Annotated in this window: 24 protein-coding genes; 16 read left to right on the top strand and 8 right to left on the bottom strand. The window is 58.6% G+C overall.

Annotation, left to right across the window (positions count from 1 at the left end; genetic code table 11):
* Positions 1 to 225 precede the first annotated feature (225 nt).
* On the top strand, positions 226 to 903 hold the full coding sequence (locus AUC43_RS14025) for a hypothetical protein (protein ID WP_157781085.1): 678 nt from the start codon (positions 226 to 228) through the stop codon (positions 901 to 903).
* Positions 904 to 987: 84 nt separating this feature from the next.
* On the opposite strand, the gene AUC43_RS21005 is transcribed toward AUC43_RS14025, so the two are convergent.
* Positions 988 to 1,146 (bottom strand): lmo0937 family membrane protein, encoded by a 159-nt coding sequence (locus AUC43_RS21005; protein WP_157781084.1) that lies wholly within the window; start codon positions 1,144 to 1,146, stop codon positions 988 to 990.
* 200 nt (positions 1,147 to 1,346) lie between these two features.
* On the opposite strand from AUC43_RS21005, the gene AUC43_RS14020 reads away from it, so the two are divergent.
* The 3 genes from AUC43_RS14020 (at position 1,347) to AUC43_RS14010 (ending at position 4,097) form a co-directional block, all read left to right on the top strand.
* Positions 1,347 to 2,234 (top strand): 3-hydroxybutyryl-CoA dehydrogenase, encoded by an 888-nt coding sequence (locus AUC43_RS14020; protein WP_068194821.1) that lies wholly within the window; start codon positions 1,347 to 1,349, stop codon positions 2,232 to 2,234.
* 200 nt (positions 2,235 to 2,434) lie between these two features.
* Entirely contained in the window at positions 2,435 to 2,977 is a 543-nt protein-coding gene (msrA, locus tag AUC43_RS14015; RefSeq protein WP_068194818.1) for a peptide-methionine (S)-S-oxide reductase MsrA, read from the top strand.
* Between the two features lie 202 nt (positions 2,978 to 3,179).
* On the top strand, positions 3,180 to 4,097 hold the full coding sequence (locus AUC43_RS14010) for an isoaspartyl peptidase/L-asparaginase family protein (protein ID WP_068194816.1): 918 nt from the start codon (positions 3,180 to 3,182) through the stop codon (positions 4,095 to 4,097).
* Positions 4,098 to 4,252: 155 nt separating this feature from the next.
* On the opposite strand, the gene AUC43_RS14005 is transcribed toward AUC43_RS14010, so the two are convergent.
* Complete coding sequence (locus tag AUC43_RS14005) at positions 4,253 to 5,104, bottom strand: 2,3,4,5-tetrahydropyridine-2,6-dicarboxylate N-succinyltransferase (protein WP_068198639.1); 852 nt, start codon at positions 5,102 to 5,104, stop codon at positions 4,253 to 4,255.
* A gap of 102 nt (positions 5,105 to 5,206) precedes the next feature.
* Here AUC43_RS14005 and AUC43_RS14000 point away from each other — a divergent pair, with 102 nt between their 5' ends.
* From AUC43_RS14000 to AUC43_RS13980, 5 genes are all read left to right on the top strand, one after another.
* Positions 5,207 to 6,340: a glycosyltransferase family protein gene (locus AUC43_RS14000; protein WP_157781083.1), complete on the top strand. Its 1,134-nt coding sequence runs from the start codon at positions 5,207 to 5,209 to the stop codon at positions 6,338 to 6,340.
* A gap of 108 nt (positions 6,341 to 6,448) precedes the next feature.
* Positions 6,449 to 7,459, top strand: a complete 1,011-nt coding sequence (locus AUC43_RS13995; protein WP_068194811.1) for a 3-oxoacyl-ACP synthase III family protein — start codon at positions 6,449 to 6,451, stop codon at positions 7,457 to 7,459.
* Between the two features lie 128 nt (positions 7,460 to 7,587).
* Entirely contained in the window at positions 7,588 to 8,286 is a 699-nt protein-coding gene (locus AUC43_RS13990) for a metal-dependent transcriptional regulator (protein ID WP_233254012.1), read from the top strand.
* Between the two features lie 57 nt (positions 8,287 to 8,343).
* The gene (gene mnmE, locus AUC43_RS13985) at positions 8,344 to 9,768 is read left to right on the top strand and encodes a tRNA uridine-5-carboxymethylaminomethyl(34) synthesis GTPase MnmE (protein ID WP_068194809.1); all 1,425 of its coding nucleotides are present in this window, start codon (positions 8,344 to 8,346) and stop codon (positions 9,766 to 9,768) included.
* Positions 9,769 to 9,915: 147 nt separating this feature from the next.
* Positions 9,916 to 11,208 (top strand): citrate synthase, encoded by a 1,293-nt coding sequence (locus tag AUC43_RS13980; protein WP_068194805.1) that lies wholly within the window; start codon positions 9,916 to 9,918, stop codon positions 11,206 to 11,208.
* A gap of 87 nt (positions 11,209 to 11,295) precedes the next feature.
* Here the strand turns inward: AUC43_RS13980 and AUC43_RS13975 are convergent, their stop codons facing one another.
* The 5 genes from AUC43_RS13975 to lepA all read right to left on the bottom strand — a co-directional run bounded on the left by AUC43_RS13975 (position 11,296) and on the right by lepA (position 17,644).
* Positions 11,296 to 11,673 (bottom strand): hypothetical protein, encoded by a 378-nt coding sequence (locus AUC43_RS13975; RefSeq protein ID WP_068194802.1) that lies wholly within the window; start codon positions 11,671 to 11,673, stop codon positions 11,296 to 11,298.
* A gap of 348 nt (positions 11,674 to 12,021) precedes the next feature.
* Positions 12,022 to 13,998 (bottom strand): OmpA family protein, encoded by a 1,977-nt coding sequence (locus AUC43_RS13970; RefSeq protein ID WP_233254011.1) that lies wholly within the window; start codon positions 13,996 to 13,998, stop codon positions 12,022 to 12,024.
* Positions 13,999 to 14,006: 8 nt separating this feature from the next.
* The gene (locus AUC43_RS13965; RefSeq protein WP_199243450.1) at positions 14,007 to 14,588 is read right to left on the bottom strand and encodes a 7-carboxy-7-deazaguanine synthase QueE; all 582 of its coding nucleotides are present in this window, start codon (positions 14,586 to 14,588) and stop codon (positions 14,007 to 14,009) included.
* Positions 14,589 to 14,789: 201 nt separating this feature from the next.
* Positions 14,790 to 15,701 (bottom strand): bifunctional 5,10-methylenetetrahydrofolate dehydrogenase/5,10-methenyltetrahydrofolate cyclohydrolase, encoded by a 912-nt coding sequence (locus tag AUC43_RS13960; protein ID WP_068194791.1) that lies wholly within the window; start codon positions 15,699 to 15,701, stop codon positions 14,790 to 14,792.
* Positions 15,702 to 15,856: 155 nt separating this feature from the next.
* Positions 15,857 to 17,644 carry a translation elongation factor 4 gene (gene lepA, locus AUC43_RS13955; RefSeq protein ID WP_068194788.1) on the bottom strand — a complete coding sequence of 596 codons (1,788 nt, stop codon included), beginning with the start codon at positions 17,642 to 17,644 and terminating at the stop codon, positions 15,857 to 15,859.
* A 155-nt stretch (positions 17,645 to 17,799) separates the two neighbouring features.
* Here lepA and AUC43_RS13950 point away from each other — a divergent pair, with 155 nt between their 5' ends.
* The 7 genes from AUC43_RS13950 (at position 17,800) to AUC43_RS13920 (ending at position 25,973) form a co-directional block, all read left to right on the top strand.
* Entirely contained in the window at positions 17,800 to 18,654 is an 855-nt protein-coding gene (locus AUC43_RS13950) for a hypothetical protein (protein WP_068194785.1), read from the top strand.
* A gap of 150 nt (positions 18,655 to 18,804) precedes the next feature.
* Entirely contained in the window at positions 18,805 to 19,218 is a 414-nt protein-coding gene (locus tag AUC43_RS13945) for a GlcG/HbpS family heme-binding protein (RefSeq protein ID WP_068194782.1), read from the top strand.
* A 59-nt stretch (positions 19,219 to 19,277) separates the two neighbouring features.
* Entirely contained in the window at positions 19,278 to 20,504 is a 1,227-nt protein-coding gene (gene fdhA, locus AUC43_RS13940) for a formaldehyde dehydrogenase, glutathione-independent (RefSeq protein WP_068194779.1), read from the top strand.
* Between the two features lie 107 nt (positions 20,505 to 20,611).
* On the top strand, positions 20,612 to 24,028 hold the full coding sequence (locus AUC43_RS13935) for a methylmalonyl-CoA mutase family protein (protein WP_068194777.1): 3,417 nt from the start codon (positions 20,612 to 20,614) through the stop codon (positions 24,026 to 24,028).
* A gap of 80 nt (positions 24,029 to 24,108) precedes the next feature.
* Positions 24,109 to 24,453, top strand: a complete 345-nt coding sequence (locus AUC43_RS13930) for a hypothetical protein (RefSeq protein WP_068194774.1) — start codon at positions 24,109 to 24,111, stop codon at positions 24,451 to 24,453.
* 256 nt (positions 24,454 to 24,709) lie between these two features.
* Positions 24,710 to 25,300 carry a hypothetical protein gene (locus AUC43_RS13925; RefSeq protein WP_068194770.1) on the top strand — a complete coding sequence of 197 codons (591 nt, stop codon included), beginning with the start codon at positions 24,710 to 24,712 and terminating at the stop codon, positions 25,298 to 25,300.
* A gap of 46 nt (positions 25,301 to 25,346) precedes the next feature.
* Positions 25,347 to 25,973: a chloramphenicol acetyltransferase gene (locus AUC43_RS13920; protein ID WP_068194767.1), complete on the top strand. Its 627-nt coding sequence runs from the start codon at positions 25,347 to 25,349 to the stop codon at positions 25,971 to 25,973.
* A 111-nt stretch (positions 25,974 to 26,084) separates the two neighbouring features.
* On the opposite strand, the gene AUC43_RS13915 is transcribed toward AUC43_RS13920, so the two are convergent.
* Entirely contained in the window at positions 26,085 to 26,600 is a 516-nt protein-coding gene (locus AUC43_RS13915; RefSeq protein ID WP_068194763.1) for an SgcJ/EcaC family oxidoreductase, read from the bottom strand.
* Positions 26,601 to 26,866: the final 266 nt, after the last annotated feature.

Below are 26,866 nucleotides of genomic sequence, written 5' to 3'. Positions count from 1 at the left end.
ATTAAGAGCGAGGAAATTCGATTACTTCGTTTCAAATAATTCCTTTTTCTTTATTTCTCATTCCATTCCTGCTTTGATAATGAAACGCCATTTGCTTCCGCTGCTGCTGCTTGCCGGGGTGGCCTGCCTGCCGGCCCACCGTGCGCAGGCACAGGACAAGCCGGTGCTCAACTCGGCGCCTCCCGGCCCCCCCCGGCTAAGCCCCGTACGCCGGAGCCCACCCCGGTGCCCGCTCCCGCTCCGACTACGCCTCCTGCCACCCAGCCTTCGGCGGCCCCGATGCCGGCACCAGAGTTTCCGGCCGCGGAACCTTCGCCCAATGCCCCTTCGGGCCTGGAATTTCCAAACCGCAAAGCGACCAAAGCGGGGGGCGCCGAAGACAAGCCGCCGACCAAGAAATTTCTCTACACCAATTTCGGCTTGGGCTTCTCTTCCAACGGTGGGCTCAACCAATTTAACGTGAGTGCCGCGCCGGCCATCGGCTTCCGCATTACCGACAAGTTTGCTCTCGGGCCAGGCATTTCGTACGCCTACAGCAGCTACAGTTTAACCGATGCAGCCAAAAACGCCGGCTATGTCCTGAACGCGCAAGGCGATAACAGCATCAAATCGAGCAGCGTGGGGCTGAAAGCATTCGCACAGTACATCGTGTACAAAGAGTTTTTTGTTCACGCCGAATACGAAGTCACCAACGCCGAATTGGTTGACGTGGACTCCAACAATGGTTTCTATAAATACAAGCGCACGGTAACCACTCCCCTCGCGGGCATTGGCTACCGCTCGTACCTGGGCCAAAACGCAGCAGTTGACATTGTCGGGCTTTATAATTTCGACAACACCATTTATTCACTGTACCCGGGCCTGGTAATTCGTTTTAGCTTTTTGTTTAACATTGGTCGCTAAACAAATTATTTATAAGACGTAAAAAAGCCCCGCTGATATATCAGCGGGGCTTTTTTACGTCTTATAGTTAACTCACAGGTGGCATTAGACCGCGCTTCGGCCGCTAATTACACGGAGCAGAATGGCGATGATAGCAATTACGAGCAGGGTGTGAATGATGCCACCAGTATAGAAGCCACCGAAATAGCTAACTGCCCAAATGATGATGAGGATGACGGCGATGATATACAGGAGGTTGCCCATGGCTGGAGAGAGTGAAGAAGGTGAAAGAAAAAAGAAGTGTCTCTGCGGCTTTGTACGCGGGCTCGTTTAAAAGGATATAATAAATGAAAAAATATTTTTGCGGATGCAAACAAAAACGCCCCTTACTAATGGTGCCGTAGCTTTGCTATCCTGCTCAACTGAGCGGTATGCTCTTCTCTCCCACACTTTTTCCGCTAGTTATGAATGTAGCCGTTATTGGTTCCGGCACCATGGGCAATGGCATTGCTCACGTCTTTGCACAACACGGTTTTTCCGTAGCGCTTATCGACATCAGCCAGCCTGCCCTGGACCGCGCCCTAGCCACCATCACCAAAAACCTGGACCGCCAAGTAGCCAAAGCAACGCTGAGCGAGGAAGATAAAGCCGCCACCCTGGGCCGCCTTCGCACCTCGACTTCGCTGGAAACCGGCGTAGCCGGCGCGGGCCTGGTGGTAGAAGCTGCGACGGAAAATGTGGACCTGAAGCTACAAATTTTCCGCGACCTCGACCAGTACGCGCCCGCCGATGCCATTCTGGCGTCGAATACCTCGTCCATTTCTATTACCAAGATTGCCGCCGTCACCAAACGCCCGCAGCAGGTAATAGGCATGCACTTTATGAACCCCGTGCCGGTGATGAAGCTGGTGGAGGTAATTCGGGGCTACGCCACGTCCGATGCCGTGACGCAGCAGGTCATGGAGTTGTCGCGCAAGCTGGGCAAAACCCCCACGGAAGTAAACGATTACCCCGGTTTTGTGGCCAACCGCATTCTGATGCCCATGATTAACGAGGCCATCATTACGCTGTTTGAAGGCGTGGCCGGCGTGGAGGAAATTGACACCGTGATGAAATTGGGCATGGCTCACCCCATGGGCCCGCTGCAACTAGCCGATTTTATTGGGCTGGATGTTTGCCTGGCCATTTTGCGGGTGCTGCACGACGGCCTGGGCAACCCCAAGTACGCCCCCTGCCCGCTGCTGGTAAACATGGTAATGGCCGGCCGCCTGGGTGCCAAATCCGGCGAAGGCTTCTACCAGTACACGGCCGGCTCCAAGGACCTGGTAGTGGCCGAGCGGTTTCGGCGCTAGGTTATTGAGCTGATTTCGACGCTCCCAAATCACGCTAAGCAACGCCACAGAGCTAAACTGACACCCTGCAACGACATGCTACGGTTTGTAGCATGTCGTTCTTTTTTCTTAAAAACATGTCCATGCCCCTTGTAAGGAAATAACCTACGCGGCGTCTATGGAGTTGTAATTAAAGTTAGACAGAATTTAAACGCCTATTTATGGAACATGCAACGTTTGGAGCCGGCTGCTTTTGGTGCGTCGAAGCGGTATTTCAAAATCTGAAAGGAGTTGAAAAAGTGGTTTCCGGGTATGCGGGAGGCCGCATCAAGAACCCGACCTATAAGGAAGTGTGCAGCGGCCTGACCGGGCACGCGGAGGTAATTGATATCACCTTCGACCCCGCCGTTATCAGCTACAAAGAGCTGCTGGAAATCTTCTGGAAAACGCACGACCCGACGACCCTAAACCGCCAGGGCAACGACACCGGTACCCAGTACCGCTCGGTAATTTATTACCACAACGACGAGCAAAAACAGCTTGCCGAATATTATAAGCAGAAACTCAACAAGGAAAAAGCATTTCCCAATCCGGTGGTAACGGAAATCACTGCCGCTCCTGAATTTTACCCGGCCGAAAACTACCACCAGAACTATTTCAACCTGCACGGCCATGAGCCTTATTGCCAATTTGTGGCTCGCCCCAAGGTTGAAAAAGTAAAAGCGCTGTTTGGCGATAAATTAAAAGCCGGCGCTGCTATTTAATTCGCCTAGATTTCGTGAGAATTAAAAAGGCCGTTTCGCATTCTGGCGGAACGGCCTTTTTATATTCCCGAGCATTCGGCCAAAAAAGTTGGGCTAAACTAGGTCTTAATCGTTAAGGCGTTAGCCCGCCGCCTCGTTTAGCTCAACAAAACCAAATCTTGCCCCCTAAGTAGAAGCCACACCACAACCTCTACTTTGCATCATGGGAAAATATGTTTTATTAATTCATGGCGGCGCGGTAAATACCGACCCATCTACCATTCCGCCGGAAAAGGAAGCCAAGCTAAAAGAAGGGTTGGAACAGGCCCTGCAGGCGGGGTGGGAAATCCTTAATCGGGGTGGCACCGCCCTCGATGCCGTGGAAGCGGCGGTGATGAGCATGGAAGATAACGAGCTGTTCAATGCCGGGCGCGGGGGCATGTTCAATATCAACGGCGATGTGGAAACCGAATCGTCCATCATGGACGGGTTCACGCTGCGCGGCGGTGCCGTGAGCGGGCTCAAGTTGGTGAAGAACCCCGTGCGGCTGGCCCGGCTGGTGATGGAGAAGTGCAAGCACACGTTCCTCACCGCCGATGGCGCCCACGAATTTGCCCTGTCGCAAGGCCTGACGCTGCAGGACCCCAGCTACTTCAAGACGGACCAGCAGCGCCAAGAGTGGCTGGAAATCCTGCAGCAGGCCGAAGTGGAGCACGCCGGCAAGCACGACACCGTGGGGGCCGTGGCCCTCGACCAGCACGGCAACCTGGCCGTGGCCACTTCTACCGGCGGCATCGAGGGCAAGCTCCGGGGCCGGGTGGGCGACAGCTGCATCTACGGCGGCGGTAGCTACGCCAACAACGAGGTGTGCGCCGCTTCCTGCACCGGCGACGGCGAAATCATCATGCTGGCGGCCTGCGCCCACGAAGTGTACGCCCTGCGCAAATACAAGAAGCTCACGATAGCCAAAGCCGCCCGCGAGGCCGTGGGCATGTACGCCGACAAGCTTCAGGGCGACCGGGGCATCATCGCGCTCGACCCTGAGGGCAACATCGCCATCGAATCCAACACCAACGTCTTCCGCCGGGCTTACCGGGTCGGGGAGGAAGAGCCATTTGTAGACATCTGGATGGACAAATAGCCAAATGAAAATGAGCTAAATTAACCCAACTTCCATTTGGCTATTTGCAAACAATTAAAAAGGCCACTCGCTTGAGTGGCCTTTTTAATTGTTGCTATTTAGTCGCCTGCTAATTCTTATGCGGAATTATTTTAAACCCATAAGCAGTCACTAGCTTAAACCGAAACACCAAAATCACGCAGGGCGTCATTGAGCGACGTTTTCAGGTCGGTGCTGGGCTTGCGTTGGCCGATAATTAAGGCGCAAGGCACCTGGTATTCGCCGGCGGGGAATTGCTTGGGAATTGAGCCGGGAATAACCACCGAGCGAGGCGGCACATAGCCGCGGTATTCCTTGGGCTCGGCCCCGGTCACGTCGATAATTTTGGTGCTGCCGGTGATGGTGACGCCCGCGCCAATCACGGCTTCTTTGCCAATGCGGCAGCCTTCGACCAGGATGCTACGCGAGCCGATGAAGGCCCCGTCTTCGATGATGACCGGCGCGGCCTGCACCGGCTCGAGCACGCCGCCCAGGCCCACGCCCCCGCTCAGGTGCACGCCTTTGCCTACTTGTGCGCAGGAGCCCACCGTGGCCCAGGTGTCCACCATGGTGCCCTCGCCCACGTAGGCGCCGATATTGGTGTAGCTGGGCATCAGGATGACGCCGGGAGCCAGGAACGCTCCGTAGCGGGCCACGGCCGGCGGCACCACGCGCACCTGCTGGCCGGCATAGTCGGTTTTGAGCAGCATTTTGTCGTGGTACTCGAAGGGGCCGACTTCCTGCGTGTTCATCTGGCGGATGGGGAAGTACAGTATCACGGCCTTTTTCACCCACTCGTTGATGGTCCACTCGCCGCCGTCTTCGGCGGGCGGGGTGGCTACGCGCAGGCGGCCCTTGTCCAGCTCTTCGATGACGTGCTCGATGGCGGCTTTGGTTTCGGGGGTCTGGAGCAGGGCACGGTCGGCCCAGGCGCTTTCAACGAGGGTTTGCGTGGCCGAAAGGCTGAGGGTGGAGGTTTGGTCGGGCATGGGGTAAGGCGGCTGGCGCAAGGTAAATAAGGGCAAAACTAGCATCTTTGGCCCGTGCTTGGCTCGGGTTCGTCTCAATTAGTGGTTCTGCTGGCTTCCGTATTGAAACCGGTTGACGATACCCGTATGCGGGGCAAGTTTGCCGAAACGCTTCGCAGCCGGCCCAATACTGAAGTGCACGTAGCCGGGCGCGGCAGCTCTGCCGGCCAAACCGGTGCAGACAACCAGGCCAAGGGCGTTTACCAGCACGCTATTTTCAGCGGGTCGCGGCTCAGTCTGGCCCGGCTCGGTGCTCAGCTCAACTACTGGCGGCTTTTGCGGCGAGTACGCCCTGGAGTGGTAATCGTGCATGCGCCGGAGCTCTTGCCACTTACCATGCTGTGGCAATGGCTGTCGCCCGGCCGCAGGTTCATTTACGACATCCGCGAAAACTACGCGCTGAACGTATCTACCCAACACGTCTACCAAGGCATAACCCGCCGTTGGCTGGCCGCGGGCATGCGCTGGGTGGAATCATTAGCGGCTGGCCGGGCGGCCGGGATTATTCTGGCCGAAGCCAGCTATGCCGAAGAACTACCCTTTTTAGCAGCTCAGCCCAACGGCCGCGTCGTCGTGCTGGAAAACAAATACCAGCCCGGCCCCGGCGAGTTATTGCCAGCCAAACCTAAGGAACTGCCCTATCCGGAGTTGCCCCTGAAGCTCCTTTTTTCGGGCACCATCTCGGAGCTCAATGGGGTGTGGGAAGCCATTGCGCTTACGCAGCAGCTCCACTATGCCTGGCCGGGTGGCGCCCAGCTCACCATTATGGGCTTTTGCCAGCAGCCGGCCCTGCTCCGGCAGCTTGAGGAAAAGGTAGCCCAACATCCCTCCTGGCTTAGCCTGAGCGGCGGCGCGGTGCCGGTGCCGCACGCGGCTATCGTGGCGGCCATCCAGCAAAGCCACCTGGGGCTGCTGCCCTACCGCCCCCACACCAGCACGGAACGCTGCCGCCCCACCAAGCTGTTTGAATACCTAGCCCACGGCCTGCCGGTTATCGCCTCGCCCAACCCGCTGTGGCAGGCACTGCTCCAGAAAAACGGCGCCGGCCTGGAGCTGGACTTTGCGAAACCGGCCGAGGGCCCCGCCCTGGTGGCCCGGTTGCGAAGCAGCAATTTTTATCCTTTGGGCATACCCACCGAAGTTCTGTGGGCCGAGGAAGGCAAAAAATTGTGCCTTTTGCTGGATTCTCTCGTTTAACCTGCCACCTTTGCCCCCATTTTACGTCAGCTGTTCAGCTTGACCTTAGCCGGCCTAGCCGCTGCATCTCACTTTTACTCCAAATTCCCACTCCTTTTTCCGTCATCCATGGCAACCCTACGTCACTCTTACATTGCCGGTGTCGGCCACTACGTACCCAGCCGGGTAGTTACCAACGCCGAGCTTGAGCCGATGATGAATACCTCCGATGCCTGGATTCAGGAGCGGACGGGCATCAAGGAGCGGCGCTGGTTTGAGGAAGGGAAGGACACTACCGCCAACATGGGGGCCAATGCTTCCCGCAAGGCCCTGGAGATGGCGGGCGTCGCGCCCGATGACGTGCAGCTGATTGTGTTCGCCACGCTGTCGCCCGATTACTTCTTTCCGGGCTCCGGCGTGCTGCTGCAGCGCGAGCTGGGCATGACCAACAACGCGCCCGCCCTCGACGTGCGCAACCAGTGCTCGGGCTTCATCTACGCCCTGTCGGTGGCCGACCAGTTTATTCGCACCGGCATGTACGACACCGTGCTGGTGGTGGGCTCCGAAATTCACTCATCCGGCCTCGACAAGTCGCCCGAAGGCCGCACGGTCTCGGTCATTTTCGGCGATGGGGCCGGCGCGGTGCTGCTGCGGCCCAGCACGGAAGATGGCCAGGGCATTCTCAGCACCCACCTGCACGCCCAAGGCGAGCTTGCCGAGGAGCTGATTGTGAAAGAGCCCGGCTCCAACCGCAACAACCGCGTGCAATACGTGCTCGACAATCCGCAGGAGCTCTACCCCTACATGAACGGCCAGAACGTGTTCAAAAACGCCGTGGTCCGCTTTCCGCAGGTTATCAAAGAGGCGCTGGACCAGAACGGCCTGCAGGCTTCCGACATCGACATGCTCATCCCGCACCAGGCTAACCTGCGCATCACCCAGTACGTGCAGCAGAAAATGGGCCTGTCCGACGACAAGGTGTTCAGCAATATCCAGCGCTACGGCAACACCACCGCCGCCTCGGTGCCCATTGCCCTGAGCGAAGCCGTACAAGAAGGCAAAATCAAGCGCGGCGACCTGGTTTGCCTGGCGGCCTTCGGCAGCGGCTTCACGTGGGCTTCGGCCTTGTTGAAATTCTAGGGGTCATTGTTAGGGAGCCGAGTTGTTATTGTCGAAGCATTTTTAGCCTGCGGCGCGAAATAGTTGCGGGGTATACGAACTCCGCCACGCCGCGCGGCATTTAAAGAAACTACCCAGGCTCGGCCCGCATGAATCCTACCACCCTGCCCGCGCTACCCTCCAAGCTGCCGAGCCACACCGAGGAAAACTACCTGAAGGCCATTTATAAGCTGGCCGAGGCAGAGCCGGACACGGCGGGCGTGAGCACCAACCGCATTGCCGCGGCCCTGGACACCCGGGCCGCCTCGGTCACGGACATGCTCCGGCGCCTCGCCGACAAAGGCCTGCTGGCGTATGAGCGCTACCGCGGCGTGCAGCTCACCACCGAAGGCCAGCGCGTGGCCCTGCTCACCATCCGCAAGCACCGCCTCTGGGAAGTGTTCCTGGTGCAGCAGCTGGGCTTCAACTGGGACGAGGTGCACGAAGTGGCCGAGGAGCTCGAGCACGTGCAGTCGCCGCTGCTCATGCGCCGCCTCGATGCCTTCCTGGGCTTCCCGGCCCTGGACCCGCACGGCGACCCCATTCCAGCTGAGGACGGCGCTATGCGCCGGCCCGCGCACCGCCTGCTGGCCGACCTGGAAGTGGGCGATCGTGGCACCCTGGCCGCAGTCAAAAACACCACGGCGCCCTTCCTGCAGTACCTCGATAAAGTGGGGCTGCAGCTCGGCGCCCTGGTTGAAGTGCTGGATAAGGTTGGGTTTGATAACTCCTTCGAAATCAGAATCAACCGAGAGCGAACCGCATTGATTTCAGCCGAAGTCAGCTGCAATTTATTTGTAACTGAATAGCCTTTCCCACGGAATTGCCAGCTCAATTCGCGGCATCCGATATCTTCTACTAACTCCGTGGTCCAAACCATTTTTTCCGATACAATCGTCGCCTTGTCCACGCCTCCCGGTGCGGGCGCGCTGGCGGTGGTCCGCCTATCGGGCCCGGCGGCCATCGCCATCACGGCCTCGGTATTCTCTAAGAAAAGCATGCCCGATGCCGCGGGCCACACGCTGCACTACGGCACCCTGCGCGACCCCAGCTCGGGTGAAATTCTGGACGAAGTAGTAGCGGCGCTCTACCGCAGCCCGCGCTCGTTCACCCGCGAAGACGTGGTAGAAATCAGCTGCCACGGCTCCGATTACGTTGTGCGCCAGGTGCTGGGCTTGCTCCTGCGCCAGGGCGCCCGTCTGGCCGAAGCTGGCGAGTTTACCAAGCGGGCTTTTCTGAACGGGGCCATGGACCTGGCCCAGGCCGAAGCCGTGGCCGACCTCATCGCCTCCGATTCGGCCCTGAGCCACCGGGTGGCGCTGAACCAGCTGCGCGGCGGCTTCTCGCAGGAGCTGCGCGAGCTCCGGGCCCGGCTCATCAAGTTCGCGGCCTTGCTGGAGCTGGAGCTGGACTTTGGTGAAGAGGACGTGGAGTTTGCCGACCGCACCGGCCTGGCCCAACTCCTGAGCGAAGTGCGCGGGGTGGTGGCCGGGCTGCTCCATTCCTTCGAGTTGGGCAACGTCATCAAGAACGGCATTACCGTGGTCATTGCCGGGCGGCCCAATGCCGGCAAGTCCACGCTGCTCAACGCCTTGCTGCGCGAGGAGCGCGCCATTGTGTCGGCCATTCCGGGCACCACCCGCGACTTTATCGAAGACGAGGTCAGCATCGACGGCCTCCGGTTTCGCTTCGTGGACACCGCCGGGCTGCGCGACAATCCCGCCGATGAGGTGGAAGCCATTGGCGTGAGCCGCACCCGCCAGCGCGTGCGCCAGGCCGCCCTGCTGCTCTATTTGTTCGACCTGACCGAAATGACGCCGGCGGAGGTAATAGCCGAAATCCAGGAGCTCACCAGGGGCCTAGCCTTGCCGGTGCTGGCGGTGGGCAACAAAACCGATTTGGCAACGCCCAACGCGCAAGGAGCTTTTTTAGCTCAATTTCAAGCCGCGCAGGTAGGCTTGGCCAGCCCCACGCCCATGGTGCTGGTAGCCGCCGGCCAAAAGCGTGGGTTGGATGAGCTGCAAACGGCATTGCTAACCGAAGTGCGGGGCTCCGCGCTGGAGAACACCGCGTCCGCTACCATCGTCACCAATGTGCGCCATGCCCGCGCGCTGGAAACGGCTGCCGCCCACCTTCAGGCCGTGCAGGCGGGCCTGGATACCGGCCAGGGCACCGAGCTGCTGGCTGCCGACCTGCGCCACGCCCTGGCAGCGCTGGGTGAGATTACCGGAGAAATTTCTTCCGAAGACCTGCTCACCAGCATTTTCACACAGTTCTGCATCGGTAAATAACTGATTAGCTCCATGCCTATCTTTTATTTATCGAACCTGCACGCTAGTTATTCTGTACCAATGCCGGGCCAAATAGCTGGAAAATTTCCCGGCGCACGGCTTATGCCTTAGTTTCGCACTGAAATTCCCCTCACATCCCTCCCGCCCATGGCAGAATCTGCTGAACTTATCCTCGACGGCAAATCCATTAGCTTGCCCGTCATTGAAGGTACCGAACACGAAAAAGCGTTTGACATCGGCAAGTTGCGTGACCAAACCGGTTACGTCACCCTCGATTCAGGCTACAAGAACACCGGCGCCACCAAAAGCGCCATCACGTTCCTCGACGGCGAGGAAGGCATTCTTCGCTACCGGGGCTACCCCATCGAACAGCTGGCCGAAAAGTCCAACTTCCTGGAGGTTGCTTACCTGCTGATTTACGGCGCTTTGCCCACCCAGGCTGAATTCGACAATTTTAAGTACCAGATTACCCAGCACACCCTCATTCACGAGGACATTCGCAAGATTCTCGACGGCTTCCCGTCGTCGGCCCACCCCATGGGCATCCTGTCGTCGCTGGTGTGCTCGCTCACGGCCTTCTACCCCAAGAGCATTGCGCCCGAAATCAGCAAGGAGGAGCTCGATTTGAACATCGTGCGCCTCATGGCCAAGATTTCGACCATTGCCGCCTGGAGCTACAAAAACTCGGTGGGCCACCCGCTCATCTACCCGCGCAACGACCTCGACTACTGCGCCAACTTCCTGTACATGATGTTCAGCTTCCCTACCGAGAAGTATGAAATCAACCCTGTGGTGGTGAGCGCCCTGAACAAGCTGCTCATCCTGCACGCCGACCACGAGCAAAACTGCTCCACCAGCACCGTGCGCCTCGTGGGCTCGGCCAACGCCAGCCTCTACGGCTCGGTTTCGGCTGGTATCAACGCACTGTGGGGCCCGCTGCACGGCGGCGCCAACCAGGAGGTTATTGAAATGCTGGAAGCCATTGAGGCCGACGGCGGCGACACCAGCAAGTGGATTGCCAAGGCCAAGGACAAGAACGACTCGTTCCGCCTCATGGGCTTCGGCCACCGCGTGTATAAGAACTTCGACCCCCGCGCCACCATCATCAAGAAGGCGGCCGACGAAGTACTGCAAGCCCTGGGTTTGAAAGACAGCCCGCTGCTGAAAATCGCGCAGGAGCTCGAGCAAGCCGCCCTCACCGACCAGTACTTCATCGAGCGCAAGCTGTACCCCAACGTTGACTTCTATTCCGGCATCATTTACAAAGCCTTGGGCATCCCCACCGAGATGTTCACGGTGATGTTCGCCCTGGGCCGCCTGCCCGGCTGGATTGCCCAGTGGAAGGAAATGCGCGAGAATAAGGAGCCCATCGGCCGCCCCCGCCAGATTTACACCGGCGAACTGGAGCGCGACTATGTGCCCATGAGCGAGCGTGCTTAAGTCTTAAGGATTGACGCCCCAAACAAAAAGCCCGCTCTAAGGAGCGGGCTTTTTCGTGTTCAGCAGTGAAGGGGTTGGCGCCCTCCCCTATTTAAGGCTGTGCGCGGTAAAGTTGGTGCGGAGCGACTGATAGGCCACCAGCTGCTGCGGCTTGAGCAAGTACATCAGTTCGCTTTCGTAACGCTGCTGGGCCCACGAGAGCTGGGCGTCGCGCTCTTCGGCGCTGGCGCCGTTTAGAAGAATTTCCAGGTCGCGGCGCTCGGTGAGCATGTTCAGGTGCAGCTGCTTCACGGCCACGTACTGCGCCTCGTTGAAATGGATGCGGTTAGCCAGGGCCCGGGTAAGCGTGGTAGCGCGGCTAATCATGGCCTGCGAATAGGCGCCATCGCCGGGGCCACCAGCTACAGCAGCCGAAGCCGAACAAACACTTGCCGTAATGCAGGCAGCTAGGAACAAAGTTTTCATGGGTAGTGGGTAATGGGTGAAAAGATGAGTGAATGGCCAATTCGTTAGTGATTGTCTGGACCAAACGTAAGCACAATAATTTTTTGAACACAAATAATTTTTTTTGGCACTTTTTTAATCAACCAGTTTCTTTGCCTACATATAAATAGCTCATTTATAGCTCCTTGTTTTAATTAAAAAAAGTCCGCAAAGAGACAAAAAAAAAGCCCGCCAACGGGCGAGCCATATTTTTTTGAGCGCAAATCCTATTATATTTTCACTTATCTAAAGTGTTACTTTAAGTAAAATCACGTTTCCCATCTTTTTGCTTAGGTCGCCTGACTGCCGTGGTTTGCCAGGGTAAACCGCTTACAGGATATGAAGCTCGATGCGGCGGTTGAGCTGGCGGTGGCCTTCGGTGTCGTTGGCAGCCAGCGCGTGGCCCTCGCCGTACCCTTTGGAGCGCAGGCGATTGGGCGAAATGCCGTGGCTGGACAAGTAAGCCACCACCGACTGCGCCCGTCGCTCCGATAACTGGAGGTTGGCCTCGGGCGTGCCCACGTTGTCGGTGTAGCCCGATACCTCGATTTGCACGTCCCGGTACTGCCGCAGAAACTCGATGAGCCGGTTCAGCTCCGTGCGCGACTGCGGCTTGAGGTCGTACTTGTTGGTATCAAAAAACAGGTTGTTCAATACCACGCTGCGCCCCGAGCGCACCGGCTCCAGGTAAATATCCAGGGTTAACGGATCGAAGGTGTGCTGGTCGGTATAATCGAAGCTGAGGCTTTTGAGCAGGTACTTGTCGGCGGCCGCGTACATGGCGTAGTGGTGCCCCTCGTTCAGCACCACCGTGTAGTCGCCATACTCCGGGTCGGAAGTCACGAACTGCGTCAGCTCGTCGGTTTCCACGTCGTAGAGCTTCACCTCGGCCTTGAGCGGTTTTTTGGTGATGGCATCGAATACGCGGCCCTGGGTATAGGTACTGGTTTCACGGGCCTTCACCGGCGCCGGCACCGAAAAGCTAAACAGCTCAACGGGCCGCTCGCGGGTCATGCGGGCCCCGTTCAGCGGCTCATCCGACACGCGGCTGCGCGAGCAAAAGCCTTTCTGGTTATCCGAGGTAATGAAGAGCGAGGCTTCGTTTTCGAACGTATTGAGCGGGTAGCCCAGGTTGCGGGGCTCGCTCCACTTGCCGGCCGCGGTTTTCTCGCACCGAAACACGTCGAGCCCGCCCATGCCCACCAGCCCGTCGGTCACGTAGTACAGCGTGGTGCCGCTGGCGTGAATAAACGGGGCCATGTCCTTGCCCGGCGTGTTGACGGGAGTGCCTAGGTTCTGGGCCGCGCTCCAGGTGCCATCGGGCTGCAGGGTGGTTACGTAAATGTCTTCCTGGCCTTGGCCGCCGCGGCGGGTCGAGGTGAAGTACAGCGTGCGCCCATCGGCCGAAAGCGTGGGCTGCGAGTCCCACTCCGTGGAGTTGACGTTGGTGCCGAGGTTCACGGGCTTGCTCCAGTTGTTGCCGGTCCGGCGCGAAATGTACAGGTCGCAGTTGCCAATGGCCTTGGGCCGGTCGCAGGAAGCAAAAACCAGGGTTTTGCCATCGCCCGAAATGGAGCCGGCGCCTTCGTTGTAGCTCGTGTTGATGGCCGGCGATATCGACACCGGCGCCCCAAACGAGCCGTCCTTGTTTTGCCGGCTCACAAATAAATCCTCGCCACTGCTGGCGGCCGGCCGCCCCGTAAACAGCAGAAAGCGGTTATCGGCCGTCAGGGCCGGGAAATACTGAAACTTAAAGCTGTTCATCGGCGCGGGCAGTGGCACGGGCGCTTCGCCCACGGGGTGCTTCATGGCCTCCAGCGCAAACTCACAGGTCAGCAGCTGGCGCTGCGATTTGGCCAGGTTTCTCTGCGTTTTGGGGGCCACTTTCAGCAGCTGCTTGTAGGCATCCATCGCCGTTTGGTATTCTCCGTAGCTCAAGGCTAAGTCCCCGAGCATTTGGTATTCCGACGCATGGACCGCATCAGTGGGCACTTTGCTCAGGCCGTCGCGGTAGGCGGCCAGGGCACCCCGGTTGTCGCCGATGGCTTTCAGCAACGAGCCTTTCAGCAGGTAAGGCTCCCCGAAGGAGGGAAACTTCTGGTTGAGCTGGTTCAGCGTTTCAATGGCCTTGATAAAGTCCCGCTCCTTGGTTTGCTGCTGGGCTTTCTCGAGCAGGTTGCGGGCCTTGGTGTTGGTGGGCGTTTGCACCTTGACGGGCATCTGGCTCCAAGCAGCTTCCGCCGTGGCCAGCCACAACAGAAACATCATTCCGAGGCGGAACGCCCCCAACACTGAATTGCAACGCATAGGATAGGCTACGGGATGTCAAGGTATTTGTGGGTCTGAAGCGACACCTGCCAGCGCGGGTGCTGCTTCACGTACTCCACCAGTTCGGGCGTCATGCGAGCCGCGCGGCTCCATTCCGGCTGTAAGTAAAGGCGGGTGCTGGCCGGTACCAGCGCCGCGTGTTCTTCGGCCCAAGCAAAATCGTGGCCATTAAACACAACCACCTTCAGCTCGTGGGCCGCCGCCAGCACATCGGGCAGCGGCGCTTTGAATTTTTTAGGCGAAAGGCATATCCAATCCCAGGTGCCGGACAACGGGTGGGCGCCCGAAGTTTCGAGCCAGGTGCGGCAGCCGGCTGCCTGCAGGGCCGCCGTGAGCGGGCCCAGCTCGTGCATGAGCGGCTCGCCGCCGGTAATCACCACGTCGCGGCCCGGGTGGGCCAGCACGGCTTCTACCAGTTGGGCAATGGACTGACGGGGGTGCGCATCGGCATCCCACGATTCCTTTACGTCGCACCAATGGCAGCCCACGTCGCAGCCCCCGAGCCGAATGAAATAAGCGGCCCGGCCGGTGTTATATCCCTCGCCCTGGATGGTGTAAAACTGCTCCATAACAGGCAGCATAACGCCGGCTTCGAACGCGGCCGTAGCACCACTCGGTGCAATAATATCAGAAGAAAGTATACTCACAGGAATCATAACGAAAATCGACAGAAAGCTAAGCTTACTGAACGCTGGCACAGGAACACACCGTTCCCAATGCCGGACTTTAAAAGTACGGTTTGCAGATAGCTTAACCAAATATTCCAAAAATCAGCTTCCTGATTTGGGATATATTTCGCCTTTAGCAGCGCGCAGGGTGTTCAACAGCAGCATGGCAATGGTCATCGGACCCACGCCACCCGGCACCGGGGTAATGGCCGAAGCCAGGGGCGCTACCTCGGCAAAGTTCACGTCTCCTTTCAGCGTATAGCCGCTCTTCTTGTTGGCGTCGGCTACCCGGGTCGTGCCAACGTCAATCACCACGGCGCCGGGCCGCACCATGTCGGCCGTCACAAACTCGGGCCGGCCAATGGCAGCCACCACAATGTCAGCCGTCCGGCAGATTTCGGCCAGGTTCTGCGTGCGCGAATGGCATAAAGTAACAGTGCAGTTTGCCGTATCCAGGTTTTTGGCCAACAGGATGCTAACCGGCGTCCCCACGATGTTGGAACGGCCAATAACCACGCAGTGCTTGCCACTGGTTTTGATGCCCCAGCGGCTGAGCAGCTCCACAATGCCGGACGGCGTGGCGGGCAGCAAAGCCGGCAATCCGGCCACCATGCGCCCAATGTTCATGGGGTGAAAACCGTCCACGTCCTTCTCCGGCCGAATGGCTTCGATGACTTTCTCGGGGTTGATGTGGGCCGGCAACGGCAGTTGCACAATGAAGCCGTCAATCTCGGGGTCGTTGTTCAGCTCGTTTACTTTGGCCAGCAGGTCCGCCTCGCTGATATCGTCTTCGTAGCGCAAGAGCGTAGATTGAAAGCCAACCCGCTCGCAGGCTAGCACCTTGTTGCGCACGTAGGTTTCGGAGCCGCCGTCGTGCCCCACGAGGATGGCGGCCAGGTGCGGCACCTTTTCGCCGGCGACTCTCAGGCTGGCGACCTCAATGGCGATTTCGGCTTTGATGTCCTCGGCGGTTTGTTTGCCGTCGATGAGGTTGTTGGTTTGAACTGGGCTCATAAAAGTGCGTTTGTTATCCTGAGCACCGCGAAGGACCTTCTCACGCCTCGCGCCGCATGGGTTTGTAAATTCTGACGAAAGAGGCCGTGATAAGATGCTTCCTTCTCCAGCGGGACCTTAAAAAAAAGAGCGGCCCGAAAGCCGCTCTTTACAAATCAATCGATTTTCAAAACTGCCAGGAAGGCTTCTTGCGGGATTTCTACGGAGCCCACGGAGCGCATCCGCTTCTTGCCTTCTTTCTGCTTTTCGAGCAGCTTGCGCTTGCGGCTGATGTCGCCGCCGTAGCACTTGGCAATTACGTTTTTGCGGAGGGCCTTGACCGTTTCGCGGGCAATGATTTTCTGGCCGATACTGGCCTGAATGGCGATGTCGAACATCTGGCGGGGCAGCAGCTCGCGCAGCTTCTCGCAAAGGCGGCGGCCCCAGTCGTAGCTCTTGGAGCGGTGCACGATGGCGGAGAGGGCATCGACCTTCTCGCCGTTAAGCATCACGTCCAGCTTCACCATATCGGCTTCGCGGAAGCCAATCAGCTCGTAATCCAGCGAAGCGTAGCCCCGGCTGATGGTTTTGAGCTTATCAAAGAAGTCAAACACAATTTCCGACAGCGGCAGCTCGAAACTCAGCTCAACCCGCTCGGAAGTGAGGTACGACTGGCCCTTGATGATGCCGCGTTTCTCCATGCACAGCGTGATAATGGGGCCCACGTACTCCGACGCCGTAATAATCTGCGCCTTGATGAACGGCTCCTCAATCAGCTTAATCAAGTTGGGCTCCGGCATTTCCGAAGGCGCGTTGATGGTTAGCATCTGGTCCTTGGTACCGATGGCGTGGAACTGCACGCTCGGTACCGTGGTGATGACCGTCATGTTGAACTCACGCTCGAGGCGCTCCTGCACGATTTCCATGTGCAGCATGCCCAGGAAGCCGCAGCGGAAGCCAAAGCCCAGCGCCACCGATGTTTCGGGCTCCCAGACCAGGGAGGCGTCGTTGAGCTGAAGCTTTTCCATGCTGGAGCGCAGCTCTTCGTACTCGGTGGTTTCGACCGGGTAAATGCCGGCGAATACCATCGGCTTCACGTCGGCAAAACCCTGGATGGCATCCGGCGTGGGCCGGTTTACGTGCGTAATGGTGTCGCCCACCTTTACCTCGCGGGCTTCCTTGATGCCCGAGATGAGGTAGCCCACGTTGCCGGCGCTCATTTCCTGCCGCGGCTCCTGGTTCAGGCCCAGAATGCCAATTTCATCGGCGCCGTATTCCTTGCCGGTGGCCATGAACTTCACTTTGTCGCCCTTGCGCATGGTACCGTTCTTGATGCGGAACAGGACTTCGATGCCGCGGTACGAGTTGTACACCGAGTCGAAAATCAGGGCCTGCAAGGGGGCTTGCGGGTCGCCTTTCGGCGCCGGAATCCGGTCGCAAATGGCATTGAGAATAGCTTCGATGCCGATGCCGGTTTTGCCCGAAGCGTGGAGAATATCCTCCGGTTTGCAGCCGATAAGGTCCACGATTTCGTCGGTCACCTCCTCCGGCATGGCGTGCGGGAGGTCAATTTTATTGAGCACCGGAATGATTTCCAGGTCGGCCCCGATGGCGAGGTACAGGTTGGAAATCGTTTGGGCTTCGATGCCTTGCGAGGCGTCCACAATGAGCAGGGCGCCTTCGCAGGCGGCAATGCTGCGGCTCACCTCGTAGCTAAAGTCGACGTGGCCGGGGGTATCAATCAGGTTCAGCGTGTAGATTTCCCCTTTGTAGGGAAACTGCATCTGGATGGCGTGGCTCTTGATGGTGATGCCGCGCTCGCGCTCCAGGTCCATGTTGTCGAGCAGCTGGGCCTGCATGTCGCGCTTGGCCACGGTGCTGGTAAACTCAAGCAGGCGGTCCGCCAACGTGCTTTTACCGTGGTCGATGTGGGCAATGATGCAAAAGTTACGAATATTCTTCACAGAGGGCAGTTTTTCAGTCCGCGAAGGTACGAACCGTAGGGCGCAAAAGCCAGCCGGGCGCCATTTGGCCGGCCCCGGGCTGCCTTGCAAAAATTGGGCTGAGCTGCTTAGTTTTGCTGATTCGCCTTATTTTATGCGATATGTAAAGTCCGCCTATGCAACCGGAAACTGCTACGCCGTCGTCCGCTCCTCAGCAAACCAATACAAGCAAGTTCCTGATTTCCGCCCTCAACGGCACGGCCTTGTATGTATTGGCTTACTATCTGGTGTGGGGCCTGCACCAGGCGGCGAAGATGGAAGTGTCGCACTTTTACGAGCTCCGCGGCCGTTGGAACCCCAGCGTCATCACCTACAGCCTGGCCGACAATGAGTGGTTCAGCACGGCCGTTATCGCCGTATACAGCGTGGGTCCAGCGGTTTGCTTTCTGTTAGGAATAGGCGCGTTCTGGTGGTTCTGGCGGCAAAAGCGGGCCCACCGCGGCCAGCTGAAGCTGCTCTTGCTCTGGGTGGCTTTTCACAGCTGCAACGCCGTGTTTGGCGCCTTGCTCGCCGACACGTTTACGCATTCGGGCTTCTGGTACGTGCCCGACTGGGTGCTCCGCATGGGCAACGTGGCCAACGTACTGCTGGCCCTTATTGCCGGCTTGGTGCAGCTGGCGTTGGGCTACTTTGCCGCCGTGGCCTTCCTGCAGGCCCACGACTCCCGCACGGTGATGCGCTACGAAAACCGGCGGCTCATGGTGGTTTTTACCTTGTTTATCCCCTGGTTGGCCGGGGGCATCTTTATCGCCCTCACCAAGGTCCCGTATTTTTCGCTGCACGAAGGCCTCCACTTGTTGATGATGGGCCTGCTGATATTGCCCCTGGCGCTTAGCTGCCAGAACGAGGTGTTTTCGGAAACCGTGCGCCGCCCCAAGCCTACGTACGTGGCCTGGGGACTGGTTGGGCTGGCTGTGATGGTGGCAATAGCCTGGCGCCTGGCGCTAAGCCCGCCGGTGCTGTTTGGCTAAGGTGCCGGGGTAAATCGGAGTAAACGCAAACGCTGCCGAAATTGGTAGCTGGGCCGTCGTAACCAAATCCCAGGGCTGCGAGTTGGGTGAAGAACACTGCCCCGCACATGCGGGCAGCACACCTTTTTCCACCTAAACCAATCAGCACCCATGGGCATTACCCTAGCACAAGCACAAACGGCCCTGCAGGCCGCGCACCAGAAAGCCATTGAGCTGAATGTCAAGATGAACATCGCCGTGGTCGATGCGGGCGCCAACCTCGTGGCCTTCATCCGCATGGACGACGCTTGGCTGGGTTCGCTCGACATCTCCATTAAGAAGGCCAAAACGGCCCGCTTCTTCGACATGCCCACCGGCGAAATCGGCAAGCTTTCGCAGCCCGGCGGCCCCTTGTTCAACATCGAGCATTCCAACGGCGGCCTCATCACCTTTCCCGGCGGCATCCCCATTCCTGGGCACGATGGCGGCAACATGGGCGCCATCGGCGTATCGGGCGACTCGGTCGAAAATGACCACGCCGTGGCTCAAGCCGGCGTGCAGGCCTTGGCCCAACCAGCGCGATAACTACCGCGGCCCGGCTGGTTCCTGACAGGTTTTTCTCACCCTCCTAATTCCCTATAGCCATGGCAGACAATAGAGGCGTAGTGTATCTGGGACCCGGCAAAGTCGAGGTTCAAGGCATAGATTTTCCGGAGCTGAAAAACCCCAAGGGCCGAAAAATCACCCACGGGGTCATTTTGAAAGTCGTGTCCACCAACATCTGCGGCTCCGACCAGCACATGGTGCGCGGCCGGACCACGGCGGCACCGGGCCTGGTGCTGGGCCACGAAATCACGGGCGAGGTCATCGAAACCGGCGACGACGTGGAGTTACTGAAAAAAGGCGACCTGGTATCGGTACCGTTTAACGTGGCTTGCGGCCGCTGCCGCAACTGCCGCGAGCAGCAAACCGGCATCTGCCTGACCGTGAACGAGGGCCGCGCCGGGGGCGCCTACGGCTACGTCGACATGGGCGGCTGGGTAGGCGGGCAGGCCGAATACGTGATGGTGCCCTACGCCGATTTCAACCTGCTGAAGTTCCCAGACAAGGCCCAGGCCATGGAGAAAATCCGCGACCTGACCATGCTGAGCGACATTTTCCCCACCGGCTTCCACGGCGCCATCCGCGCCGGCGTGAGGCCAGGGGCCACAGTCTACATCGCCGGGGCTGGGCCAGTTGGACTAGCTGCCGCGGCTTCATCTCAATTACTGGGCGCAGCTGTGGTCATAGTGGGCGACCTGAACCATGCCCGCCTTGCCCACGCCCGCTCCTTCGGCTGCGAAACCGTAGACCTGACCCAAGACGCAACCTTGGCGCAGCAAATTACCCAGATTCTGGGAGTGCCCGAAGTGGACTGTGCCGTCGATTGCGTGGGGTTCGAAGCTCATGGCGAGGGCTGGACAGCAAAGGAGGAAGTGCCCGCCGCCGTGCTCAATTCGCTCATGGAAATTGCCCGGGCCGGTGGCTCCATCGGCATTCCCGGCCTATACGTGACCGCCGATCCCGGCGCCCAGGACAAGGCCGCTCAGAAGGGCAGCCTATCTATACGTTTCGGCCTGGGCTGGGCCAAGAGCCACTCCTTCTATACCGGCCAGACTCCAGTTTTGAGCTACAACCGCCAGCTCATGCAGGCCATTTTGTACGGCAAAGTGCAGATAGCGAAAGCGGTGAATGTGGAAGTAATTACGCTCGACCAAGCCCCCGAGGGCTACGCTGAGTTTGATAGCGGGGTAGCCAAGAAGTTTGTGCTGAACCCGCATAACCTGATTCCCAACGCAAAGCCCAAAGTCAAAGAAAAAGCAACCGCTTAGGCTCCCAAACATTCCTATCCTTTCGTTTCAAAAAGCCCCGGTGCCACCGCGCCGGGGCTTCTTTCGTACCTTCACCCCGTCAAATTCCCACTCGCTACTCCCCGCTCATGCAAGCTCCCGTTGCGCCCTACAAGCCCAAAAATCACGTTCGTATTGTAACTGCTGCCGCGCTGTTCGACGGCCACGACGCGGCCATCAACATCATGCGCCGCATCATCCAGAGCAGCGGCGCCGAGGTGATTCACCTCGGCCACAACCGCTCGGTACAGGAAATTGTGGATTGCGCCATTCAGGAAGATGCCCAGGCCATTGCCATCACCAGCTACCAGGGCGGCCACAACGAGTACTTCAAGTACATGCACGACCTGCTGAAGGAGCGCGGCGCGGGCCACATCAAAATTTTCGGCGGCGGCGGCGGCGTGATTCTGCCCACCGAAATTGCCGAGCTGCAGGGCTACGGCATCACCCGCATCTACTCGCCTGACGATGGCCGCGCCATGGGCTTGCAGGGCATGATTAACAACCTGCTGGAGCAGGCCGACTTCCCCACGGGCCAGAACTTGAACGGCGAGGCCGGCCACGTGAAAGAGAAAGACGCCCGCAGCATCGGCCGCCTGATTTCAGCGGCGGAGAACTTCCCCGAGGAGTTTGAGCGGGTGAAAGACCAGCTGGTGCAGGAGTTTCAGCAGAGCGAGGCCGACCAGAATCAGAACCTCAGCGCGAAGCACTCCGCTCCCATCCTCGGCATCACGGGCACGGGCGGCGCGGGCAAGTCGTCGCTGGTGGATGAGCTGGTGCGGCGCTTTTTGATGGACTTCCCGGACAAGACCATTGCCATTATTTCCGTCGACCCCAGCAAGCGCAAGACGGGCGGCGCCCTGCTCGGCGACCGGATTCGGATGAATTCCATCAACTCGCCGCGGGTGTATATGCGCAGCCTGGCCACGCGCCAGAGCAACCTGGCGCTGAGCCGCTACGTGCAGGATGCGGTGGACGTGGTGCGTGCCGCCAACTACGACCTCATCATCCTCGAAACCTCCGGCATCGGCCAGTCCGACACCGAAATCATCGAGCACTCCGACGCCAGCCTGTATGTGATGACGCCCGAATACGGCGCGGCCACGCAACTGGAGAAAATTGACATGCTCGATTTCGCCGACGTCATTGCCCTGAACAAATTCGACAAGCGCGGCGCCCTCGACGCCCTGCGTGACGTGCGCAAACAGTACCAGCGCAACCACGGCCTGTGGGACACGCCCACTGACGAGATGCCTGTATTCGGTACCATCGCTTCGCAGTTCAACGACCCGGGCATGAACCGCCTCTATCGGGCCGTGCTGAAGATGCTGGAAACCAAAACCGGCGCCACCTTCTCCTCCAGCCTCGAAACCAGCACGTCGGACTCGGAGAAGATTTACATCATCCCGCCGCACCGCACCCGCTACCTCTCGGAGATTGCCGAAACCAACCGTGCCTACGACCAGCGCGTTCGCGAGCAGGCCCAGATTGCGGAAGTAGCCGGTGCCTTTGCCAAGCTGGAGGAGCACTACCGCGCCGAGAAAAAAGACGGCGACAGCACGGTGGAGGAGTTCAGCAAGAACAAGCAAACCCAGCTCCGCCGCCTCGACGCCGACAGCCAGGCCATTCTGGAAAACTGGGAAAACATCCTGCAGAACTACCGCAACCCCGAGTACGTGTACTCGGTGCGCGGCAAGGAAATCCGGGTGCAGACGCACACCAAGTCGCTGTCGGGCAACATGATTCCGAAGGTGGCCACGCCGCGCTACACCGGCTGGGGCGACCGGCTGCGTTGGGCCATGCAGGAAAACTTCCCCGGCGAATTCCCCTACACGGCCGGCGTGTTCCCCTTCAAGCGCGAGGGCGAAGACCCCACCCGCATGTTTGCCGGCGAGGGCGGACCGGAGCGCACCAACCGCCGCTTCCACTACGTGAGCATGGGCCTGCCCGCCAAGCGCCTGAGCACGGCCTTCGACTCGGTTACGCTCTACGGCGAAGACCCCGATTTGCGGCCCGACATCTACGGCAAAATCGGCAACGCCGGCGTGAGCATTGCCTGCCTAGATGATGCCAAGAAGCTCTACTCAGGCTTCAACCTGGCCAACCCCAGCACGTCGGTATCGATGACCATTAACGGTCCGGCCGCCCAGCTGGCTGCGTTTTTCATGAATGCTGCCATCGACCAGCAGTGCGAGCTGTACATCAAGGAAAACGGCCTGGAGGCGGAAGTCAACGCTAAAATCGACCGGATTTACGCGGAGAAAAACCTCACTCGCCCCCGCTACCAGGGCGACTTGCCCGACGGCAACGACGGCCTCGGCCTGATGCTGCTCGGCGTGACCGGCGACCAGGTGCTGCCAGCCGACGTGTACGCGACCATCAAGGCCAAGACGCTGACGCAGGTGCGCGGCACCGTGCAGGCTGACATTCTGAAGGAAGACCAGGCCCAGAACACCTGCATTTTCAGCACCGAATTTGCCCTGCGCCTGATGGGCGACGTGCAAGAATACTTCATCCAGCAGAAGGTGCGGAATTTCTACTCCGTGTCCATCTCCGGCTACCACATTGCCGAGGCTGGCGCTAACCCGATTACTCAGCTGGCCCTCACGCTAAGCAACGGCTTCACGTTTGTGGAGTATTACGTGAGCCGCGGCATGAGCGTGAACGACTTCGCACCCAACCTGAGCTTCTTCTTCTCCAACGGCATCGACCCGGAGTACGCCGTGATTGGGCGGGTGGCGCGCCGCATCTGGGCCAAGGCCATGAAGCTGAAGTACGGCGCCGACGCCCGCAGCCAGATGCTGAAGTACCACATCCAGACCTCGGGCCGCAGCCTGCACGCCCAGGAAATCGACTTCAACGACATCCGTACCACGCTGCAGGCGCTCTACGCCATCTACGACAACTGCAACTCCCTGCACACCAACGCATACGACGAGGCCATCACCACGCCCACCGAGGAATCGGTGCGCCGGGCCATGGCCATTCAGCTCATCATCAACCGCGAGCTGGGGCTGGCCAAAAACGAGAACCCGCTGCAAGGCTCCTTCATCATCGAGGAGCTGACCGACCTGGTGGAAGAAGCGGTGCTGCTAGAATTTGACCGCATCACGGAGCGCGGCGGCGTGCTCGGGGCCATGGAAACCATGTACCAGCGCGGCAAAATCCAGGAGGAAAGCATGCACTACGAGATGCTGAAGCACACCGGCGAGTACCCCATCATCGGGGTGAATACCTTCCTCTCGTCGAAGGGCTCGCCCACGGTGGTGCCGGCCGAAGTCATCCGCGCCACGGAGGAGGAAAAGCAGTACCAAATCGACATGCTCACCCTGCTGCACCAGCGCAACGCCGACCAGGCCCCAGCGCGGCTCAAGCAGCTGCAGCAAGTAGCAGTGGCCAACGGCAACCTCTTCGCCGAGCTGATGGAAACGGTGAAATACTGCTCGCTCGGGCAGATTACCAATGCGCTGTTTGAGGTCGGCGGGCAGTACCGGCGGAATATGTAGGGCTGTATAGGCCAATAAAAAAGGGTGCTCCCTTGCTGAGGGAGCACCCTTTTTAGTTTTTGTTACTTAATCCTACAGAAATGCATTCCCTGTTGCCTGGCCCCAAAGGGTGGAAGTTCGTCGAGGTAGATTATGGTCAGGCTATGCAGCACTATTCAGGATTTGGCAAAGACATATTTAAGCATCTCGAACAACATATTCCAGGAGTAATTCTTGCTTTCCGCTTCTTCTGTTCAACTGCTTCTCAAAAGGTGGATTTGTATGCCGTTTACGAAAAGGAGGACCTATCTTTTGCTATTCAGTTGGACCCGGATTGCGAAGTAATCTGCTTTTGGAATTTGCAAGGTTTACACCACGAAATTGGCACTTGGGCATTAGAACCCTACGCTGAGGCTATACAGTTTATTGAAGGATTACTTGTATAAGGCCCCACAAACTGCCCCAGGCGGGCCGGTCGGGCCCGGCGGCGCGACAAGGCCAGCTTCGGCAGCGGCGGGGGGCACGGGTCGGGCCTATCGTATCGCTACTAACTCCTATCGGACCGTTTCTGGCGCACCAAGTGACGCATACTTAACACCCGATTGTAACCCTTCGCCAGCGGGGCTAGTATGCGGCAGCTAACTCGTCGCCGGGTTGGGCATGCTTTGCCTAATTCCAACCCCTTATCACGGCCTTTACCTTATGATAGACCACTTCAGCGAAGTAGACAGAGCCAAGCTTTTTCTGCTGTATCACCTCAACCCGGTGCATCCCAAGGCCCCGCCGGTTCCCAAAGGCCCCTTGCTGCAGATTGTGATTATCCGGCACGGCGAAAAGCCCACCGAGGGCGACAATTTATCTGCCAAAGGATTTGAACGGGCACTGGCTTTGCCCGATGTGCTCAATAACTTGCTGCCCCGCCCTCCCGATTTCACCTACGTGCCGTGCATCGGCACCGATAAGGAGGAAACCACCCGGGTGCGGATGATGCAAACCGTGCTGCCCTACGCCGTGCAGCACAACCTGACCATTAACAGCGACTACGCGCCCGATGAAATCAAGGGCCTCGTGAAAGAACTTCGGCACCACCGCGGCATCGTGCTGCTGGTATGGGAGCATCACAACATTGTAAAAATTGCCGAGGCCCTGGGCATCGAAGAACCCCAGCAATGGCCCGACGATGATTACGACAGCATCTGGACCATCACGTTCAAAAAAGGCCGCGCCAAGGGCAAGGCCAAACAACCAGTGCTCACCAAGAGCCGAGAAGGCATTCAGCCGGCGGCTGTTTAAACTGGCTCAGGAGTCTACGGCAACAATCCCCGACATTTGCCGGCCCATGAAGCACCTGATAGACCTGGCCGGCTGGAACCGCCGCGAGCATTTTGCTTTCTTTTCTACGTTTGAAGAGCCTTTTTTCGGCCTGGTAGCCACTGTTGACTGCACCCGCGCCCTGGCCGAAGCCAAGCGACTCGGCGTGCCGTTTTTTCTGTATTACCTGCACGCGGCCTTGCAGGCGGTAAACCAGGTGGAGGCCTTTCGCTACCGCATTGAGGATGGGCAGGTCTATTGCTACGACCGTATTCACGCCTCGGCCACCATTGGGCGGGCCGACCAGACGTTTGCGTTTTCCTTTATCGAGCACCACGACGAGCTGGCGGACTTTCTGCCGACAGCCAACGCCGAAATCGCGGCGGTGCAAGCCAGCCAGGGACTGCGCCTGAACGAGCAGACCGGCCGGTCCGACGTCATCCATTTCTCGGCCATTCCGTGGGTGCGCTTCACCGGCCTGAGCCACGCCCGCAGCTTCAGCCACCCCGACAGCTGCCCCAAGATTTCGGTGGGCCAAACCTACGCGGAGGGCATGGCTACTCTGATGCCGGTCTCCGTCAACGTGCACCACGGCCTGGCCGATGGCTACCACGTGGGGCTGTTTCTGGCAGCTTTCCAGGAACTGTTGGGCTAAGGGCTTGAGAAAGTCTAGCAGTGAAACCAAGAAAACCGCCCCGGAAGCTACAGCAGCTTCCAGGGCGGTTTTCTTTTGGAGTTTGCCAACCAGATTTGACCAGACGGTTGCTTACTTTTTGACGGTAGCGACGGGATGAGCCTGCTTTATGGCCTTTTCGTCGATTTTGGTTACCTGGCCGGCGGCAACCAGCCACTGGCCGCTTTTCTTGACCAGAACCATGGTTACCAGGTCCCGACTGGGGGCTTCTCTGTTCGTGCCCCGGTTAACGCCGTCGGGTGGGTATGCAGCCCCAATCGCCATTTCCTCGTTCGCCACTGCCACTTCCGGGGTTATGCCCCGCACGGTCGTGTTGGACGGTTTGAAGGGCACCCCCTTATACATCTTGAAAAGCTCCTCATGGCCCTTTATCAGCTGCGACTGGCCTTTCCAATGCATCCCCACTGGGGTGATGAAGCTGATGTCCTTGGTGGTGTAGGTTGTCATTTCCTGAAAGCGGTGATTGTTCAGGTTGGCGTCCCAATGAGCTACTACCGCCCGGATAGCCTTATCGTCGGCGGGCGCGAGCTGGGCCGAGGCAAGATGACTGCATAACAAACCGCCGATGCTTAGCAACAATGTTTTCATGGCATTAAGGAAAAGGGTGAAAAAGCAATTGGCGGCCCTGGGCTACATGGCCGTAAAATCATTCTATTAAGGTTGAGCTGGTATGCCTCTTGCGGAGCTTCCAGCCAGCCAGGAGGTTAGGCCTGGCTTTGTCATTATAATTTAGCAATATTTTTACATTAAACACAATTAAATCATTTTCTGTGTTAAGTTATTTAGGTTGAGCTGGTGTACAGTCCTCTTCATTGTGCCATTTGGAAGCCCGTTCAGCCCTATTGCTAAACATC

Origin of the sequence: Hymenobacter sedentarius (genome assembly GCF_001507645.1) — a bacterium.
GTDB classification, from domain to species: Bacteria; Bacteroidota; Bacteroidia; order Cytophagales; family Hymenobacteraceae; genus Hymenobacter; species Hymenobacter sedentarius.
This window is presented reverse-complemented; position numbering and strand designations above follow the sequence as displayed.

Excerpts from the sequence above, each read along its gene's own strand:
- AUC43_RS21005 (WP_157781084.1), bottom strand. The coding sequence starts at position 1,146 with ATGGGCAACCTCCTGTATATCATCGCCGTCATCCTCATCATCATTTGG.
- AUC43_RS14020 (WP_068194821.1), top strand. The coding sequence starts at position 1,347 with ATGAATGTAGCCGTTATTGGTTCCGGCACCATGGGCAATGGCATTGCT.
- msrA (WP_068194818.1), top strand. The coding sequence starts at position 2,435 with ATGGAACATGCAACGTTTGGAGCCGGCTGCTTTTGGTGCGTCGAAGCG.
- AUC43_RS14010 (WP_068194816.1), top strand. The coding sequence starts at position 3,180 with ATGGGAAAATATGTTTTATTAATTCATGGCGGCGCGGTAAATACCGAC.
- AUC43_RS14005 (WP_068198639.1), bottom strand. The coding sequence starts at position 5,104 with ATGCCCGACCAAACCTCCACCCTCAGCCTTTCGGCCACGCAAACCCTC.
- AUC43_RS13995 (WP_068194811.1), top strand. The coding sequence starts at position 6,449 with ATGGCAACCCTACGTCACTCTTACATTGCCGGTGTCGGCCACTACGTA.
- AUC43_RS13990 (WP_233254012.1), top strand. The coding sequence starts at position 7,588 with ATGAATCCTACCACCCTGCCCGCGCTACCCTCCAAGCTGCCGAGCCAC.
- AUC43_RS13980 (WP_068194805.1), top strand. The coding sequence starts at position 9,916 with ATGGCAGAATCTGCTGAACTTATCCTCGACGGCAAATCCATTAGCTTG.
- AUC43_RS13975 (WP_068194802.1), bottom strand. The coding sequence starts at position 11,673 with ATGAAAACTTTGTTCCTAGCTGCCTGCATTACGGCAAGTGTTTGTTCG.
- AUC43_RS13970 (WP_233254011.1), bottom strand. The coding sequence starts at position 13,998 with ATGCGTTGCAATTCAGTGTTGGGGGCGTTCCGCCTCGGAATGATGTTT.
- AUC43_RS13965 (WP_199243450.1), bottom strand. The coding sequence starts at position 14,588 with ATGGAGCAGTTTTACACCATCCAGGGCGAGGGATATAACACCGGCCGG.
- AUC43_RS13960 (WP_068194791.1), bottom strand. The coding sequence starts at position 15,701 with ATGAGCCCAGTTCAAACCAACAACCTCATCGACGGCAAACAAACCGCC.
- AUC43_RS13950 (WP_068194785.1), top strand. The coding sequence starts at position 17,800 with ATGCAACCGGAAACTGCTACGCCGTCGTCCGCTCCTCAGCAAACCAAT.
- AUC43_RS13945 (WP_068194782.1), top strand. The coding sequence starts at position 18,805 with ATGGGCATTACCCTAGCACAAGCACAAACGGCCCTGCAGGCCGCGCAC.
- fdhA (WP_068194779.1), top strand. The coding sequence starts at position 19,278 with ATGGCAGACAATAGAGGCGTAGTGTATCTGGGACCCGGCAAAGTCGAG.
- AUC43_RS13935 (WP_068194777.1), top strand. The coding sequence starts at position 20,612 with ATGCAAGCTCCCGTTGCGCCCTACAAGCCCAAAAATCACGTTCGTATT.
- AUC43_RS13930 (WP_068194774.1), top strand. The coding sequence starts at position 24,109 with ATGCATTCCCTGTTGCCTGGCCCCAAAGGGTGGAAGTTCGTCGAGGTA.
- AUC43_RS13925 (WP_068194770.1), top strand. The coding sequence starts at position 24,710 with ATGATAGACCACTTCAGCGAAGTAGACAGAGCCAAGCTTTTTCTGCTG.
- AUC43_RS13920 (WP_068194767.1), top strand. The coding sequence starts at position 25,347 with ATGAAGCACCTGATAGACCTGGCCGGCTGGAACCGCCGCGAGCATTTT.
- AUC43_RS13915 (WP_068194763.1), bottom strand. The coding sequence starts at position 26,600 with ATGAAAACATTGTTGCTAAGCATCGGCGGTTTGTTATGCAGTCATCTT.